The organism is Actinoallomurus acaciae (assembly GCF_042429965.1).
Taxonomy (GTDB): Bacteria; Actinomycetota; Actinomycetes; order Streptosporangiales; family Streptosporangiaceae; genus Actinoallomurus; species Actinoallomurus acaciae.
Genome location: NZ_JBHLZP010000951.1, coordinates 1 through 1,705, shown reverse-complemented (window position 1 = coordinate 1,705; position 1,705 = coordinate 1). Strand labels below are relative to the sequence as shown.

Below are 1,705 nucleotides of genomic sequence, written 5' to 3'. Positions count from 1 at the left end.
ACGCGCTGCTGCTGCCCGCCGGACAGCTGCGCCGGCTGGTGTCCGAGCCGGCCGCCCAGCCCGACCCGCTCGACCAGCAGGCGCACCCAGTCGTGGTCGGGCGCCCGGCCCGCCAGCCGCAGCGGCAGCGTGATGTTGTCCGCGACGCTGAGCGAGGGCACCAGGTTGTAGGACTGGAACACGAACCCGACGCGTTCGCGGCGCAGTTCGGTGCGCCGTGTCTCGTTCAGCCCGTCGATGGCGACGCCGTCGATGGAGACGCTCCCGCCGGTCGGCGTGTCCAGGCCGGCGCCGCAGTGCATCAGCGTGCTCTTGCCCGACCCGGACGGGCCCATGATCGCGACGAACGTGCCGCGCTCCACGGTGACGGACACCCCGTCGAGGGCGCGGACGCCGCCCGGGTAGACCTTGGTGACGTTCCGCAGCGCCACGGCGGGAGCCCGACGCGTCGTGGGCGCGGGCCCGTGCTCGGCCGCGGTCCTCACGCGCGCCGCCGCCGGTAGTGCTGGACGATCAGGGCGGCGCCGCAGGCCAGTGTGGCCACTCCGAACGCCGCGCCGACGAACACGTTGACGCCGGTGGTCGAGGTCACCACGTTGCCGGCCGCACTGACCACCAGCAGCAGCCACAGCACCGGCCGTACGAATCCGCCTCGGCGGCCCGCGGAGTCGGGTGGCGCCTCGCGCGCCTCGGTGATGCGATACGGGTCGGGCACGGCGTGCTCCTCGCTCGTTGGGCCGGTTGACGAGCCACAACGCTAGAAGCGACGATCCGCTGGGACGATCCAGCCAACACGCCGATCGTGGTACAGGAGGCTGTACTCCTTCTCCGGTGATCTGACACGGATCGACTCCTTGTCCTAAGGTCACTCGCCGAAGGAGGCACCGATGTCGGCGAATCAGCCAGAGACGGCCGCCCCGCGGCGGACCGGCCGGCGGGGTCCCAAGGCGCGCGTCCGTGTCCTCTTCGACGCGCTGGAACATCTCGTCGGCGGTTTCGGCACCGCCCTGCTGGCGTTCGCCGCGCTGCTGTGGCTGGCCGTGATCGCGCTGGCGGCCCTCGTCGGCCTGGGCCTGCCGCTGGCGCCCAGCGCGCTGCGGGTCGTACGGTCCATCGCCGAGCGGGAGCGCGCCCGGCTCTCGCGGTGGGGGCCGGAGATCATCGGTCCGGTGACGCCTCCTCCCGCCCACATGCGCGCCGCCCTCGCCGATCCGGACGACCGGCGGGAGACGCGCTGGCTGTTCGCCCACGGCACGCTCGGCCTGCTCCTCGGCATCACGGCGGTGACGCTCGTGGTGTACGCCGTGCAGGACGTCACGTTCCCGCTGTGGTGGCGATGGCTGCCGGCCGACGAGCCCAACACGCCGACCGTGGTGTCCTGGACCGTGCACGACGACGCCGGCGCGCTGGGGCTCGCGCTGCTGGGCGTGGTGCTGGGCGTCCTCTTCGCGGTCCTCGGGTCCGGCATGGCACGGCTGCAGGCGCGGCCGGGGCGGCGGCTCCTGCCACCGTCCGGCGAGGTCGACCTGTCACTGCGCGTCGCGCAGCTGTCCGCGACCCGCGCGGCGGCGCTCGACGCCCACGCCACGGAGCTGCGGCGGATCGAACGCTCGCTGCACGACGGCACGCAGAACCGGCTGGTCGCCGTCACCGTACTGCTCGGCGCGACCCGCCGTGCCCTCGCCCGTGACCCGTCGAGCGCCGA

At 73.8% G+C, this 1,705-nt stretch carries 3 protein-coding genes; 1 reads left to right on the top strand and 2 read right to left on the bottom strand.

All coding sequences use genetic code 11. The annotated features are described in order from the left end of the window. Together ACFFNX_RS49265 and ACFFNX_RS49260 are read right to left on the bottom strand one after the other, a co-directional pair. On the bottom strand, positions 1 to 485 hold a 485-nt coding region (locus ACFFNX_RS49265), incomplete at its 3' end, for an ABC transporter ATP-binding protein (RefSeq protein WP_378213383.1). Beyond that, complete coding sequence (locus ACFFNX_RS49260) at positions 482 to 715, bottom strand: hypothetical protein (protein ID WP_378213382.1); 234 nt, start codon at positions 713 to 715, stop codon at positions 482 to 484. The genes ACFFNX_RS49260 and ACFFNX_RS49265, both read right to left, overlap by 4 nt. A 172-nt stretch (positions 716 to 887) precedes the next feature. Here ACFFNX_RS49260 and ACFFNX_RS49255 point away from each other — a divergent pair. Continuing rightward, positions 888 to 1,705, top strand: an 818-nt coding sequence (locus ACFFNX_RS49255) for a sensor histidine kinase (protein WP_378213381.1), incomplete at its 3' end; no start/stop codon positions are given.